The following is a 12,870-nucleotide window of genomic DNA, read 5'->3' as shown; positions in this document are numbered from 1 at the left end:
CAGGGACGGTCAGGGACGGTCAGGGACGGTCAGGGACGGTCAGGGACGCAGGGCGCGGATCTGTTCGTCGAGCGCGCGGCGGTTGTCGCGGCGTACCGACACCTCGACCACCTCGATGCCGCCGTTGGGGCTGCGCAGCACCTGCTCGAGCTGCCCGAGGCTGTCGACCAGGGTGTGGGGTGTGCGCGTGGCCGCGCAGAGCGACCCGAGGTCGACGCCGTGCGGGGTGGCGAAGAGCGCCTCGAAGCGGTCGGCGTGGGCCGGGGCGCCCTGCTCGAGCATCGTGAAGATCGACCCGCCGTCGTCGTTGACGACCACGATCACCAGGTCGGGCCGCGGCTCGTGGGGCCCGAGCACCAGCCCGTTGCTGTCGTGCAGGAACGTCACGTCGCCCATCAGCGCCAGCGACGGCCCGTGGCGGCGGCCGAGCGCGGCGCCGATCGCGGTCGAGACGGTGCCGTCGATGCCGGCCAGGCCGCGGTTGGCGACGACCTTGCGCCGCTCCCCCACCCCGGTCGGCCGGGCCATCAGGTCGAGGTCGCGCACCGGGCTCGAGGCCCCGACGACCAGCTGCATGCCCGGCTCGAGCGCGCGGTGCACCGCCCCCGCCACCTCGTACGGCGTCAGGTCGGCCTCGCGGGCGAGCAGCTGGTCGAGCTGGCGCGAGACCGAGCGGTCGGCCGTGCGCCACGACTCCAGCCACGCCGGGTCGTCGGTCGGTGCGGTGTAGGCCGGCGCGCTGGAGGTGACGGCGTAGGGGCGGTCGCCCCACACGCCGGGCGCGGGCACCGAGTGCACCTCGACGTCGGCGCGTCCCAGGAGCCGGGTGACCGGTCGCGACAGGGTCGGGCGGCCCAGCACGACCACCCGCTCGACCTGCGCGCCGAGGCCGGTGTCGAGCAGCAAGCGGTAGCAGCGCAGCGCGTGGTCACCGGTGCGCGCCCCCGAGGACGGCTCGGCCAGCAGCGGCCAGCCCGCGGTCTCGGCGAGCCGGCGGGCGGCGGGCCCGGCGTCGTCGCCGGCGACCACCACGGTGCGCGGGCCCAGCGGCAGCTCCACGCCCGGATAGTCGTGGACCTTCTGCACCGACGACCCGCCGTGCGGAACGTCCACGACTATCGGGGTCCAGGCGTCGTCGGGCAGCAGCGGCTCGTCGAGCTGGAGGTTGAGGTGGACGGGGCCCGTGGCGGCCAGGTCGAGGGGCCGGGGCGCGTCGAGGTCGACGGTCGGCACGAGCCGGCCGAAGACGCCGACCTGGTCGGTGGTCTGGTTGGCGTCGGTGCCGCGCAGCCGCGCGGGCCGGTCGGCGGTGACGACGACCATCGGCACCCCGGCGTGCGCGGCCTCGAGCACCGCCGGGTGCAGGTTGACCACGGCGGTGCCCGAGGTGCACACGACGGCGGCGCGCGCGTGGCTGCGGGTCAGCCCGAGGGCGAGGAAACCGGCCGAGCGCTCGTCGATGCGGGTGTGCAGCCGCACGAGCCCGGCCCGCGCGGCGTCGTGGACCGCGAACGAGACGGGGGCGTTGCGGCTGCCGGGCGCCACGACGACCTCGGTGACGCCGGCGTCGAGCAGCTGCTGGACGACGTCACGGGCCAGCTGTGTGGCACTCATCGGGTGACCTCCTCGTAGCGGGACTCCCACCAGGCCACCCGGTCGGCGGCGGCGGCCAGCCGGTCGAGCGCGGCCGGGTCGAGGCGCGGCACCCCGACCGGGAGCACGCCGTCGACCGGCAGCAGGGGGGCCAGCGCGACGTCGTCGGTGAGCAGCTGCACGGTGGCCAGGCCGCACGCGAACGGCAGCTCGGGCAGGGCGGCGGCCAGGGCGAGGCCGGCGGCGATGCCGACCGAGGTCTCCAGGGCCGACGACACGACCACGGGCAGGCCGATGTCCTCGGCGATGCGCAGGCAGGCGCGCACCCCGCCGAGCGGCTGCACCTTCAGCACGGCGACGTCGGCGGCCTGGAGGTCGCGCACGCGGTAGGGGTCGGCAGCGCGGCGGATGGACTCGTCAGCGGCGACGCGGACGTCGACGCGGCGGCGTACGAGCGCGAGGTCCTCGACGCTCGCGACGGGCTGCTCGACGTACTCCAGACCACCGGCCGCGCGGTCGAGGGCGCGCACCGCGGTCACGGCGTCGTCGACCGACCAGCCGCCGTTGGCGTCGACGCGTACGGCGCCGCCGGGGCCGAGCGCGTCACGGACGGCCTCGACGCGGGCGACGTCGTCGGCGAGGGTCTGGCCGGGCTCGGCGACCTTGACCTTGGCGGTGCGGCAGCCGCCGGCGCGCACGATCGAGTGGGCCTGCTCGGGGCCGACGGCGGGCACGGTGACGTTGACCGGGATCGACGTGCGCAGCGCGGCCGGCCAGTCGCCGGCGGCGGCCTCACGGGCGCACGCCAGCCAGGGCGCGGCCTCCGCGGCGTCGTACTCGACGAAGGGGCTCCACTCACCCCAGCCCGCAGCCCCCTCGACGAGCACGACCTCGCGGGTGGTGATGCCGCGAAAGCGAGTGCGCATCGGGATCGACAGCACCCGCATCGGGCTCGTCATCGTGCGAGCTCCTGCAGGCGCAGGCGGTCGGGCTTGCCGTTGGCCAGCAGCGGGATCTCGTCGAGGACGACGACCTGGCGCGGCGCCCACGAGCGCGGGTGCGCGGCCGCGACCCACTCGCGGGCCTCGGCCTCGCCGACCAGCCCGACCACGAACGCCACCAACCGGTTGCCCCACTCGTCGTCGGGCACGCCGACCACCTCGGCGGCCTCGACCAGCGGGTGCGTGCGAAGCCGCGCGGCCACGGCCGGACCGGGCACGTTGACGCCGCCGCTGACCACCACGTCGTCGACGCGGCCGAGCACCTGCAGGCGCCCGTCGTCGTCGAACCGGCCGGCGTCGGAGGTGACGAACCAGCCGTCGACCAGGCTCTGCGCCGTCAGCGCGGGGTCGCCCTCGTAGCCGACGAACAGGGTCGGCCCGCCGATGCGGATCCGGCCGTCGTCGTCGATCTTGACCGCCACGCCGTCGAGGGGCAGCCCGTCGTAGACGCAGCCGCCGGCCGTCTCGGCCGAGCCGTACGTCGCCACGACCCGCACGCCGGCCTCGGTCGCACGCGCCCGCAGCGCGGGGTCGACCGGTCCACCGCCGAGCAGCACCGTGTGGGCGCGGCGCAGCGCCGCGAGGTCGTCGCCGCGGTCGGGGTCGTCGAGCACCCGCAGCAGCTGGGTGGCGACCAGGCTCGTGAACCACCCGTCGCCCGAGGGCCAGCCGTCGCCGGTCCAGGGCTCGTGCCCCGCGACCAGCGAGCGCGCCACGACCTGCACGCCCGCGACGTACGACGGGGGCAGCTTGAGCACCCACAGCCCCGACCCGCCCAGGCGGCGTTCGGTCGCGGCGACCGACGCCAGGACGGCCCGGCGCGGCAGCATGACCCGCTTGGGCGTGCCCGACGAGCCGGACGTCTCGACCACCAGCGGCTCCGGCTCCCCCGGAGCCTCGAGCCACGCGCGCAGGTCCACGCCCCGAGGCTACGGCCCGCCCGCGTCGAGCCGCTCCGCCCCTGCTTGAATCCGTGCGTGGCAACAGCGTCTGAGTGGGTCCAGGGAGCACGGCCGCGCACCCTTCCGGCGGCGGTCGCCCCGGTGCTCGCCGGCACCGGCGTCGCGGCGTACGACGACGGCGCGGTCGGGTGGAAGGCGCTGCTCGCGCTCGTGGTGAGCCTGGCGCTGCAGGTCGCGGTCAACTACGCCAACGACTACTCCGACGGCATCCGCGGCACCGACGACGTCCGGGTCGGACCCATGCGGCTGGTCGCGTCGAGGGCCGCGACGCCCGGCGCGGTCAAGCGCGCGGCGTTCCTGGCCTTCGGGGTCGCCGGCGTCGCCGGGCTCGCGCTCGCCGCCACCACCGCGTGGTGGCTGGTCGCCGTGGGCGCGGTCTGCGTGGTCGCCGCCTGGTACTACACCGGCGGCTCGACGCCCTACGGCTACCTCGGCCTCGGCGAGGTCATGGTCTTCGTGTTCTTCGGCCTGGTCGCCTGCGTCGGCACGACCTTCGTGCAGACGCAGGCGTGGTCGTCGGCGGCCCTCGCGGCCGGGGTCGGCATCGGCGCGCTGGCCTGCGCGATCCTCGTGGTCAACAACCTGCGCGACATCCCCACCGACCGCGAGGTCGGCAAGATGACCCTCGCCGTACGCCTCGGCGACCGGCGCACCCGCGCCCTGTACGCCGCCCTGGTCGCCGTCGCCGCCGTCGCGGTCGTCGTCGTGGCCGCCCTCGCCACGTGGTGGGTGCTGGTCGGCCTGGGCTTCCTGGCGCTCGCCGTACGCGGGTTGCGGATCGTGCTCGGCGGCGCGACCGGGCCGGGCCTGATCCCGGTGCTGCAGACCACCGGCGTGGCCGAGCTCGCCTGGGCCGTGCTGGTCAGCGCCGCGCTCGTGCTGGCCTGACCGCGTACGGTCAGGACATGAAGTTCCTCGTGCTGCTCGTGATCATCGGCGCGCTGGTCGCGGCCTACCAGTTCCGGGTGCAGATCCTGGCCAAGGTGCTCGGGCAGCCCGAGAGCCGGATCCGCCACCAGCTCGAGCGTCGCAAGAACCGCTAGCGCTGCTGGTCGTCAGCGGCTCTGGAGGCCTCGGCCTCGGCGGCGTCCGCGGCGGCGTCCTCGCGGGCCCGACGCTCCTCGATCGCGGCCGTGGCGCGGCTCGCGCGCGCCTCGACGTGGCGGGCGAGCCGCTCGCGGGGGACGGCGAGCACGAAGTAGGAGCCGATGCCGCTGATCACCAGGGCGATCAGGAACGTCAGTCCGAGGGCGGCCTTGTCGGTGATCAGCAGCCAGGCGCCGGTCACCGCGCCCCAGGTGAGCAGGAACAGCCCGAGCCTGAGCAAGGTGTAGATGACGAAGTCCTTCACCCCACCACCCTATCCGGCGACCCACGCGACCAGGGTGGCTCTACCCTGGGGGTGTGCTTCGGTTCCTGTTCGTGCTCGCCCTCTTCGCGGTGGCGATCTACCTCCTCGTACGCGTGTTCCAGGAGCGCGGCGTGCTGCCCGAGCGCCCGACCCGTCCCCACCGTCCGGCCCCCCGCAAGGCGGTGGCCCCCGACGACGACGAGGATTTCCTGCGCGACCTCGACCGCAAGCGCCTCAACCCCGAGGACCCCGGCCCGACCGACTGAGCACCGTGCCGTACGACGACCGCCACCCCACGTCGGTCGAGGAGGTTGCGCCAGCAACCGTCACGAGACCGACCAGCCGCAGGGACAGGTCGACCCGACCACGTCGGCCGCGGTCAGGCGGTCTCGTGACGCTCCCTAGCGGAAGCTCCTCGACCACCGTGAGCGGGCGCAGTACGACGCCGGTCGGGACGGACTACAGGTCGGCGGGGCCTGGTGACGCGTCGCTCGAGACGACCACCGAGTGCAGCTCGCCGCCGGCGTAGGAGTGCTGGGAGCTGGTGGAGAAGTAGTTGATGCCGATGAAGTTGAACCACAGGGTCGCCAGGCCCACGCAGGCCAGGATGGCGGCGTTGCGGCCCTTCCAGCCGGCCGTGGCGCGGGCGTGGAGGTAGGCGGCGTAGACGACCCAGGTGATGAACGCCCAGACCTCCTTGGGGTCCCAGTTCCAGTAGCGCGACCAGGCCTCGTGGGCCCAGATCGGGCCGGTGATGAGCACCGCGAAGGTCCACACCGGGAACGCGAAGGAGTGCACGCGGTAGGCGGTGCGGTCGAGGACGGCGAGCGAGGGGATCCGCGAGCCGGGAGGGGCACCGGCGTCGCCGCCGCGGCGCTGCTTGACCAGGTAGACGATCGACAGGATGCCCCCGATGGTGAAGCCGCCGGTGGCGATGACGGCCGACACGACGTGGATGACGAGCCAGTAGGAGTTGAGGGCCTCGGTGAGCGGCGCGACCGGGGCGTGCAGCCAGATGACGCCGACCATCATCGTCGTGACGACGAACGCGACGACCAGCGGCGCCATCCACTCCAGGGAGTACTTGCGCACCAGCACCAGGTAGATGAGGGCGACGATGAAGGTGCCCGAGATCGTGAACTCGTACATGTTGCCCCAGGGCACCCGGTTGGGGTCGGCGGCCATGCCGCGCCCCAGGAGCGCTACGAAGTGCACCGCGGCCGCGAGGGCGGTGAGCAGCAGGCCGAGCCGCCCGAGGAACTCCGAGCGTCGCTCCTTGGCGCCGGCGTCGACGTCGACGCCGCTGCCGTCACCGCCGGTGCGGACGGCGAGCGCCACCCCGCCACGGGCACCCTCGGTCGCGCGCGCGGTCTCGGCGACCACGACCTGTCGGTGCGTGGCCCACTCGGCGATCAGCACGATGAGGGCGAGGAAGTAGACGATGCCGGCTGCTCCGACCGCCTGGTTGCTCAGCGCCTCCCACGCGGTGTTGCTCATCGGGGCTCCTTCTGCAGTTCGGACACGATCTCGTCGAGCACGTCACTCAGGTCGGCACCGCCCGAGCGGTCGAGCAGCGCCACCTCCACCATGGTGTCACCCTCGCCGTCACCCTCATCACCCTCCCGGCGCCGGGCCCGGACCCACACGCGCCGCGGGCGCAGGAACAGCGACCCGCACAGCCCGATGAGCGCCAGCACGACGCCCGCGAGGGCGACCCGCTTGCCGGGCGACTGGCTGATCTGCACGCGCACCCAGGGCTGGACGCCGTCGAAGGTGACCGACCCGAGCCCGTCGGGCAGCTGCGCGGTCTCGCCCTCGCTGAGGTCGAGACGCAGCGGCTTGCCGTCGGGCTTGAGCACCTGCGTGGCCTTCGTGGTGTCGAGCAGGTAGACCGATTGCGGCACGCCGTCGTCGAGCCCGAGGTCGCCGGTGTAGACGCTCATCGAGATCAACGGGTTGCCGAGGGCGGGGAACAAGGTGGCGGGGGTGCGGACGGCGGTGCCGTTGTCGGCGAGGTAGAACGTCGGGTAGAGCAGGCCCTCGAGCCCGACCTGGGTCTTCGTGCCGTCGGCCGACAGACCCCCGGCGGCCTTGACCACGCCGAACGACAGGAACGACGGGTCCTGCGGCAGGAACACGGTCGGGCCGTCGTAGATCACGGTGCCCTGGCCGTCGCGCACGGTGATGCGCGGCGCGTAGCCGTGACCGATGAGGAAGACGTCGGTGTTGCCGATGCTCAGCGGGTGGTTGACCCGCAGGTCGTAGGTCTTCTCCTCGCCGTCGGTGCCCTCGCGGTAGGTCATGGCGGCCTTGAACTCGCGCGCCGTGCCCGCACCGGAGCCCTTGGTGAGCCAGGTGATGTCGAAGTCGTCGACGGTGAAGGAGAACGGGTCGAGGTCGTCGGCGCCGAACCCGCTGCCGGGGTCGAAGTCGTCGTAGGAGGCGGCGGTGTTGGAGAACGGCGGCCCGTCGACCATCACGATCACGCCGCCCTGGTAGCCGAAGACCGAGCCGTAGGCGAAGCCGACGAGCACCACGATCACCGACAGGTGGAACAGCAGGTTGCCGACCTCGCGCAGGTAGCCCTTCTCGGCGCTGACGGCGTCGTCCTGGTCGAGCCGCAGGCGGTAGCGGCGCCTGCCGAGCACGAGGCGGGCGCGGTCGAGGACCTCCTCGACCGAGGCGTCCGTGGCGTACGACGTGTGGTCGGGCAGCCGCGACAGGTTGCGCGGGGCGACCGGCGGCTCGGCCCGGATGGCGCGGACGTAGTGGAACGTGCGCGGGATGATGCAGCCCACCAGCGAGACCATCAGCAGCAGGTAGATCGCCGAGAACCACGCCGAGTCGTAGACCGAGAACAGCCCGAGCCGCTCGTAGACCGGGGTCAGCCCCGGGTGGTCGGCCTTCCACTGCGAGACCTTGAGGGCGTCGACGCCCTCCTGAGGGATGATCGAGCCCGGCACGGCGGCCAGGGCGAGCAGCAGCAGCAGCACCAGCGCGGTGCGCATCGAGGTCAGCTGGCGCCACGACCAGCGCGCGAGCTCGCGCGGGCCGAGCTCGCCGGCGCGACGGCGGTCGGCCGCGGGGGCCTCGGGGCGGTCCTGGACGTCGGTCACGCGCGCACCTTCCTCGTCGTGCGCCTGGTCATACCGGCACCTCGAAGCCGCCGACGAGACGGACCTGGACCCACTGGACCGCCTGGTCCCAGAAGCCGGTGACCAGCAGCAGCCCGACCACCACGAGCATCGCGCCACCGACCCGCATCACCGTCTGCTGGTGGCGTCGCACCCACTTCAGGGCGCCGAGCGAGCGGGCGTAGAAGACGCCGGCCAGGATGAACGGGACGCCGAGGCCCAGGGCGTAGGCCGCCGACAGCACGGCGCCGCGCGCCGCGGTGGCGTCGGTGTAGGTGAGGCCGACGATCACGCCGTACGTCGGGCCGATGCAGGGCGTCCAACCGAGGGCGAACAGCGCCCCGATGAGCGGGGCCGCCCCGAGGCCGACGGCAGGGATGGTGTGGATGCGCCACTCGCGCTGCAGCCAGGGCACGACGCCGGCGAAGACCAGGCCCAGCGCGATCAGCACGAAACCCATCACGAAGGTGATCTGGTCGCCGTACTGGCGCAGCCACAGGCCGACGCCGCCGATGGTGGTGCCGATGAGCACGAACACCGCGGCGAAGCCGAGCACGAAGAGCAGGGACCCGAGCAGCATCCGGCCGCGGCGGCGGCCGGCCTCGCCGGCGGCGAGGTCGGCGCCGGACAGGCCGGTGGCGTAGGAGAGGTAGCCGGGCAGCAGCGGGATGACGCACGGGCTGAAGAACGAGACGAGCCCGGCGATCGCCGCCACCGGGAGGGCGAGCGCGAGCGAGCCGCCCGCCGCCTGCTGACCGAACCAGTCACCCATCGGTCGGGCCCTCCCCCGCGGCCTGGGTGACGAGGTCCTCGAGCGTGACCCCCGAGGTCAGAGCACCGCTCACGACCGCGGCGACCCGGCCCTGCTTGTCGAGCACGTACGTCGACGGCGGGCTGGTCGGCGCGTACTTGCCGAGGGCCAGCACCTGGCCCTCGTCGACGACCGAGGGGTAGTCGATGCCGAACTCGCGCTCGAAGGCGGCGGCGGCGCCGAGGTTCTGGTCCTTGAAGAGCAGACCGACGAACGCCGCGTCGACCTCCTTCGAGGCCGCCTCGAGCACCGGCGCCTCGTCGCGGCACGGGTTGCACCACGACGCCCACACGTTGAGCACCACGACCCGGCCGCGCAGGTCGGTGAGGTCGATCGGCTCCTCGTCGAGCGAGGTACCCGTGAGCTCGACCGGCGCGCCGCGGTCGGCCGGGTCGATCTCGAGGATGCTGCCGTCGCCGGTGACGAAGTTGGCGCCCTCGGTGCCCTTGAGCCCGCTGCACCCGCTGAGCAGGAGGGGGACCACCAGCGCGAGCACGGCGGCAGGGACGAGACGGCGCCGGCTCATGAGGGCTTCTTCTCCTGCGGGGCACCGCCGGCGGAGAACGGGGCGTTCTTGTCGCCGACGGGGATCAGGTCGCCCGCGGGCTCGCTGTAGGAGATCTGGGTGATCCTGTCGCCGACGAAGTGCAACGACGTGATCGAGCACAGGGTGCACTGGCGGTTGCGCGGGTCGTGCAGGAAGGAGCGCTTCTCGACGTGCAGCCGGGTGGTCCAGATCGGCAGCTGGTGGGAGACCACGACGGCCTCGTGGCCCTCGGCCTGCTCGCGGGCGTCAGCGACGGCGGCGGTCATGCGTCGCACGATGTCGACGTACGGCTCCCCCCAGGAGGGCTTGAGGGGGTTCCAGAGGTAGCGCCACTGCGACGGGTGCTTGAGCGGGTTGCGCCCGCCGCCGAAGCTCTGGCCCTCGAACCTGCTCCACGACTCGATGACCCGGTCGTCGAGACGGGGCTCGAGCCCCAGGGCCAGGGCGAGGGGGGCCGCGGTCTCCTGCGCGCGCTCCAGCGGCGAGGAGACGAGGTGGACGACGTCGCGGTGCTGCAGGCTGGCGGCGGCCTTCTCGGCCATCTGGCGACCGAGGTCGGACAGGTGGAAGCCGTCGCGGCGGCCGTAGAGGACGCCCTCGGGGTTGTGGACCTCGCCGTGGCGCAGCAGGTGGACGACGGTGTCGGGGGTGCTCATGCGCCCGCCCCCTGGGACCGGGCGGCGGCCGCAGCGGCCGCGGGCAGGGCGTCGAGCACGGTCTGCACCGCGCGGTCGTCGTGGGCCGAGGACACGAACCACGCCTCGAACGCCGACGGCGGCAGGTAGACGCCCGCGTCGAGCATGGCGTGGAAGAACGCGGCGTACGCGCGCTGGTCGGTGCGCGAGGCCTCGGCGAAGTCACGCACCGGGCCGTCGCAGAGGAACACCGAGAACATGGTGCCCGCCGACTGGATGGTGTGGGCCACCCCGGCGGCGCCGAGCGCAGCGGTGGTGGCGTCCTTGAGGGTCGCGCCGACGGCGTCGAGGTGGGCGTAGACCTCGTCGGTGGCCAGGCGCAGGGTCGCGAGGCCGGCGGTGGTGGCGACGGGGTTACCGGAGAGGGTGCCGGCCTGGTAGACGGGGCCCTCGGGCGCCAGCATCGACATGACGTCGGCACGGCCGCCGAACGCCGCGGCCGGGAAGCCGCCGCCCATCACCTTGCCGAAGGTCATCAGGTCGGGCACCCAGCCCTCGGCGGCGCCGTCGATGCCCCAGTAGCCCTGCCGGCTGGCCCGGAAGCCGGTCATCACCTCGTCGCTGACGAACAGCGCGCCGTGGGCCCGGCAGGTCTCGGCGAGGAACCGGTTGAAGCCCGGCTCGGGCGGCACGACGCCCATGTTGCCGGCGGCCGCCTCGGTGAACAGGCACGCGATCCGGTCACCGTGCTCGGCGAAGGCCGCGGCCACCGCCGCGCGGTCGTTGTAGGGCAGCACGATGGTCAGCGCGGTCGACGACTCCGGCACGCCGGGGGTTCCGGGCACCGCGAAGGTCGCCAGCCCCGAGCCGGCCGAGGCCAGCAGGGCGTCGACGTGGCCGTGGTAGCACCCGGCGAACTTGACCACGACCTCGCGACCGGTGAAGCCGCGCGCCAGCCGCAGGGCCGACATCGTCGCCTCGGTGCCGGAGGAGACGAAGCGGACCCGCTCGACCGGGGTGCGCGCCACGATCTCCTCGCCGAGGGCGACCTCGGGCTCGGTGGGGGCGCCGTACGACGTGCCGCGGGCGACCGCGGCCTGCACGGCCGCCTGCACCTCGGGGTGGGCGTGGCCGACCAGCATCGGGCCCCAGGAGCAGACCAGGTCGACCAGCTCGTTGCCGTCGGCATCGGTCAGCCAGGCACCGGCCGCCGAGCGGATGAAGCGGGGCGTGCCGCCCACGGCGTTGAACGCGCGGACCGGCGAGGAGACCCCGCCGGGGATCACCGACCGGGCTCGCTCGAACAGGGCCTGCGAGGCGGGCTGGTCGGTGGGGCCGTCGGTCACTCCTTCATTGTCACCGAGGAGTGGTGGTGCTCTGGACCAGGGTCACCGCGAAGGGTGGTCGCCCACGGGCCGGACCGGGTCGGACGACCGCCCCTGAGCGCGATACGGTCCGACGACCCCCGTATGACGTGGCCATAGTCACAGGTTCGTGTGACGACCGTAACTTGCACGTGTGATCATTCGTTGGGTTCGCACAAGGCGCCGTGGGGTAGGGAGCGCGTTGTCCGAGCACCACTTCAGGGAGATGACATTGTCCGCCTCGCGATTCGGCCGGATCCAGAGGGCCGCGGCACTCGTGCCGCTGGCCCTGCTGTCGGCAGCATGGACCGCCAGCCTGACCACCGCGGTGACGCCGGCGGCCGACGTCTCGGCCGCCACCACCGACCCCGGCGGTCTGCTGCCTGACGGCTCCAGCGTCCCGGCGCAGGCGATCGAGGCCCCGGCCTCGGTGTCGGGCACCGACGACATCACCGGCACCGTCGGCGGGCCCCAGGGCGACGCCCAGCAGATCGTGGCGACCTCCTCGACCAACGGCATCCCCTCCGCGGCCCTGGCCGCCTACCAGCGCGCCGAGACCGTGATCAACGCCGCCGACCCCTCGTGCCGGCTCTCGTGGCAGCTGGTCGCGGCGATCGGACGCGTGGAGTCCAACCACGGCCGCTTCGGCGGCAGCGCCCTCGACGCTGACGGCCTGGCCCGACCCGGCATCCTCGGCCCGCCGCTCAACGGCCGGAACAACACCCAGCTGATCCGCGACACCGACGCCGGCCAGTACGACGACGACACCGTCTTCGACCGCGCCGCGGGCCCCATGCAGTTCATCCCCTCGACCTGGTCGGTCGTGGGCGTCGACGCCGACAACGACGGCGTCCGCAACCCGCAGGACATCGACGACGCCTCGCTCGCCACGGCCGTCTACCTCTGCTCCGGAGACGACGACCTGTCGACGCTCTCGGGCCAGCGCGCCAGCGTCTACCGCTACAACCACTCCGACACCTACGTCGACCTGGTCCTGTCGATCATGGACGCCTACCTCGACGGCGACTTCATGCAGGTCCCCGACGGCACCACCGCTGCCGGCTTCCTGAGCCCCGACCCGAGCTACACCCCGCCCCCGGCCCGGGGCGACGGCCCCCGCAACGGCGGCGGCGACACCACCGCCGCCCCGGTCGAGCCCCAGCAGCCCGCCGACGAGCCCACCGACGAGCCGACCAGCGAGCCGACCAAGCCCCCCACCGACGGCGGCACCCCGACGCTCCCGCTCCCCTCGCTGCCCCCGGTCACCGTCCCGCCGCTGCCCGAGACCAGCGTCGCGCCCGTCGACGACGTGCTGACGCTGGCCCAGGCCATCGTGCAGTGCACCCTCGACGGCTACGTCGACAACCTGCTGCGCAACGACGACCCGTTCGACCAGTGCGTGGAGGACTACACCACCAAGCCCTGAGCCTCACGAGGTCGACCCGTCGCGTCTACGCGACGGGTCGATCTCG

General features: G+C 73.6%; 14 protein-coding genes. 4 read left to right on the top strand and 10 right to left on the bottom strand.

Translation table 11 applies throughout. The annotated features are described in order from the left end of the window. Positions 1-39: 39 nt before the first annotated feature. Genes menD through FZC61_RS08085 form a run of 3 tightly spaced genes read right to left on the bottom strand, consistent with a single transcriptional unit; the run spans position 40 to position 3,514 of the window. Entirely contained in the window at positions 40-1,614 is a 1,575-nt protein-coding gene (gene menD / locus FZC61_RS08095; protein ID WP_148613641.1) for a 2-succinyl-5-enolpyruvyl-6-hydroxy-3-cyclohexene-1-carboxylic-acid synthase, read from the bottom strand. Continuing rightward, positions 1,611-2,552 carry an o-succinylbenzoate synthase gene (locus FZC61_RS08090; protein WP_246142596.1) on the bottom strand — a complete coding sequence of 314 codons (942 nt, stop codon included), beginning with the start codon at positions 2,550-2,552 and terminating at the stop codon, positions 1,611-1,613. Before FZC61_RS08090 ends, menD begins: the two co-directional genes overlap by 4 nt. After that, positions 2,549-3,514: an AMP-binding protein gene (locus tag FZC61_RS08085; protein ID WP_246142595.1), complete on the bottom strand. Its 966-nt coding sequence runs from the start codon at positions 3,512-3,514 to the stop codon at positions 2,549-2,551. Before FZC61_RS08085 ends, FZC61_RS08090 begins: the two co-directional genes overlap by 4 nt. Before the next feature lie 57 nt (positions 3,515-3,571). Here FZC61_RS08085 and FZC61_RS08080 point away from each other — a divergent pair, with 57 nt between their 5' ends. Together FZC61_RS08080 and FZC61_RS22990 are read left to right on the top strand one after the other, a co-directional pair. After that, complete coding sequence (locus FZC61_RS08080) at positions 3,572-4,444, top strand: 1,4-dihydroxy-2-naphthoate polyprenyltransferase (protein WP_148613640.1); 873 nt, start codon at positions 3,572-3,574, stop codon at positions 4,442-4,444. Positions 4,445-4,461: 17 nt separating this feature from the next. After that, positions 4,462-4,599 (top strand): hypothetical protein, encoded by a 138-nt coding sequence (locus FZC61_RS22990; RefSeq protein WP_170286026.1) that lies wholly within the window; start codon positions 4,462-4,464, stop codon positions 4,597-4,599. Here FZC61_RS22990 and FZC61_RS08075 read toward each other — a convergent pair. Further along, positions 4,596-4,907, bottom strand: a complete 312-nt coding sequence (locus FZC61_RS08075; RefSeq protein ID WP_148613639.1) for a DUF4229 domain-containing protein — start codon at positions 4,905-4,907, stop codon at positions 4,596-4,598. The genes FZC61_RS22990 and FZC61_RS08075 overlap by 4 nt on opposite strands. 53 nt (positions 4,908-4,960) lie before the next feature. On the opposite strand from FZC61_RS08075, the gene FZC61_RS08070 reads away from it, so the two are divergent. Next, on the top strand, positions 4,961-5,173 hold the full coding sequence (locus FZC61_RS08070) for a hypothetical protein (RefSeq protein WP_211357160.1): 213 nt from the start codon (positions 4,961-4,963) through the stop codon (positions 5,171-5,173). A gap of 193 nt (positions 5,174-5,366) precedes the next feature. On the opposite strand, the gene ccsB is transcribed toward FZC61_RS08070, so the two are convergent. From ccsB to hemL, 6 genes are read right to left on the bottom strand one after another with little or no spacing between them, the layout of a single operon-like run. Further along, complete coding sequence (gene ccsB, locus FZC61_RS08065) at positions 5,367-6,404, bottom strand: c-type cytochrome biogenesis protein CcsB (protein WP_148613638.1); 1,038 nt, start codon at positions 6,402-6,404, stop codon at positions 5,367-5,369. Further along, entirely contained in the window at positions 6,401-8,023 is a 1,623-nt protein-coding gene (resB, locus tag FZC61_RS08060) for a cytochrome c biogenesis protein ResB (protein WP_246142594.1), read from the bottom strand. Before resB ends, ccsB begins: the two co-directional genes overlap by 4 nt. 28 nt (positions 8,024-8,051) lie before the next feature. After that, on the bottom strand, positions 8,052-8,813 hold the full coding sequence (locus FZC61_RS08055) for a cytochrome c biogenesis CcdA family protein (RefSeq protein WP_148613637.1): 762 nt from the start codon (positions 8,811-8,813) through the stop codon (positions 8,052-8,054). After that, entirely contained in the window at positions 8,806-9,378 is a 573-nt protein-coding gene (locus FZC61_RS08050) for a TlpA family protein disulfide reductase (protein ID WP_148613636.1), read from the bottom strand. The genes FZC61_RS08055 and FZC61_RS08050 overlap by 8 nt, the downstream gene beginning before the upstream one ends. Beyond that, positions 9,375-10,055, bottom strand: a complete 681-nt coding sequence (locus FZC61_RS08045; RefSeq protein ID WP_148613635.1) for a histidine phosphatase family protein — start codon at positions 10,053-10,055, stop codon at positions 9,375-9,377. The genes FZC61_RS08050 and FZC61_RS08045 overlap by 4 nt, the downstream gene beginning before the upstream one ends. Continuing rightward, on the bottom strand, positions 10,052-11,380 hold the full coding sequence (gene hemL / locus FZC61_RS08040) for a glutamate-1-semialdehyde 2,1-aminomutase (protein ID WP_148613634.1): 1,329 nt from the start codon (positions 11,378-11,380) through the stop codon (positions 10,052-10,054). Before hemL ends, FZC61_RS08045 begins: the two co-directional genes overlap by 4 nt. Positions 11,381-11,624: 244 nt before the next feature. Here hemL and FZC61_RS08035 point away from each other — a divergent pair, with 244 nt between their 5' ends. Further along, the gene (locus FZC61_RS08035; protein ID WP_148613633.1) at positions 11,625-12,824 is read left to right on the top strand and encodes a lytic transglycosylase domain-containing protein; all 1,200 of its coding nucleotides are present in this window, start codon (positions 11,625-11,627) and stop codon (positions 12,822-12,824) included. The last annotated feature ends 46 nt before the right edge of the window (positions 12,825-12,870 follow it).

The sequence above is a fragment of the Nocardioides rubriscoriae genome, assembly GCF_008087085.1.
GTDB classification, from domain to species: Bacteria; Actinomycetota; Actinomycetes; order Propionibacteriales; family Nocardioidaceae; genus Nocardioides; species Nocardioides rubriscoriae.
The sequence above is the reverse complement of the archived record's forward strand: the minus strand, read 5'-3'. Positions and strand labels throughout refer to the sequence as shown.

What these genes read in the sequence shown, in the direction of transcription:
- menD (WP_148613641.1), bottom strand. Translation starts at nt 1,614, where the DNA reads ATGAGTGCCACACAGCTGGCCCGTGACGTCGTCCAGCAGCTGCTCGAC.
- FZC61_RS08090 (WP_246142596.1), bottom strand. Translation starts at nt 2,552, where the DNA reads ATGACGAGCCCGATGCGGGTGCTGTCGATCCCGATGCGCACTCGCTTT.
- FZC61_RS22990 (WP_170286026.1), top strand. Translation starts at nt 4,462, where the DNA reads ATGAAGTTCCTCGTGCTGCTCGTGATCATCGGCGCGCTGGTCGCGGCC.
- ccsB (WP_148613638.1), bottom strand. Translation starts at nt 6,404, where the DNA reads ATGAGCAACACCGCGTGGGAGGCGCTGAGCAACCAGGCGGTCGGAGCA.
- FZC61_RS08055 (WP_148613637.1), bottom strand. Translation starts at nt 8,813, where the DNA reads ATGGGTGACTGGTTCGGTCAGCAGGCGGCGGGCGGCTCGCTCGCGCTC.
- FZC61_RS08050 (WP_148613636.1), bottom strand. Translation starts at nt 9,378, where the DNA reads ATGAGCCGGCGCCGTCTCGTCCCTGCCGCCGTGCTCGCGCTGGTGGTC.
- FZC61_RS08045 (WP_148613635.1), bottom strand. Translation starts at nt 10,055, where the DNA reads ATGAGCACCCCCGACACCGTCGTCCACCTGCTGCGCCACGGCGAGGTC.
- FZC61_RS08035 (WP_148613633.1), top strand. Translation starts at nt 11,625, where the DNA reads ATGACATTGTCCGCCTCGCGATTCGGCCGGATCCAGAGGGCCGCGGCA.